This is a genomic window from Aquamicrobium segne, assembly GCF_042656785.1.
Taxonomy (GTDB): domain Bacteria; phylum Pseudomonadota; class Alphaproteobacteria; order Rhizobiales; family Rhizobiaceae; genus Mesorhizobium; species Mesorhizobium segne.
On record NZ_JBHSLL010000074.1, the window covers coordinates 1 to 628 of the forward strand.

Here is a 628-nt window from a genome sequence, read left to right on the forward strand (position 1 = left end):
TCTGAGGGACCAGCGCGGCCTGAGCGAACGGATTATCCGCATTGCGATCGCCGCCAATCGTCTCCGCGAGGGGCCGCATGGCAGCATGTGGGCTGCCCATACAGACAGTGACGGTGCTATCACGGGCTGGGAGGAGCGTGGCCCGGATTGGCGTGGCTTCGCCGCCGGTGGCGCCAAGGTGCTGTTTCGCCTCGGACGGCCGGACGCGCTGCGGCTGTGCGTGACGGAGGCGGCAATCGACGCCCTGAGTCTGGCGGCCATCGAGGAGATGCGGGCCGGTTCGGTCTATCTCAGCGCCGGAGGGGGCTGGTCGCCGGCAACGGCAGAAGCGCTACGCCTGCTCGCCGCGCGTCCCGGCGCGGAACTCGTCGCGGCGACTGACGCGAACAAGCAGGGCAACGTGTTTGCCGAGCGCCTCTACGAGATCGCTGAAGAAGCAGGCGCTGCCTGGTCTCGCCTCCTGCCTCCGCTTGATGACTGGAACGATGCTCTGCGCGCGCGCACCAAGGAGCGAGAAGCCGAGGAGAATGAGGAAGGATAGGTCTGCCGCATGCCCGCCGGCCGCGATCAAGGGTGAAGCTGCGCCCGGCATGCGCCGGCCCTTGACCCGGCCGAACGGAGAGGCGGC

1 protein-coding gene is annotated in these 628 nt (G+C 68.8%); it reads left to right on the forward strand.

The genetic code is table 11. The features are described from left to right. Positions 1-541 (forward strand): DUF3991 and toprim domain-containing protein (locus ACFPLB_RS17530; RefSeq protein WP_378232078.1); only part of this gene is annotated, 541 nt, incomplete at its 5' end. Between the last annotated feature and the right edge of the window lie 87 nt (positions 542-628).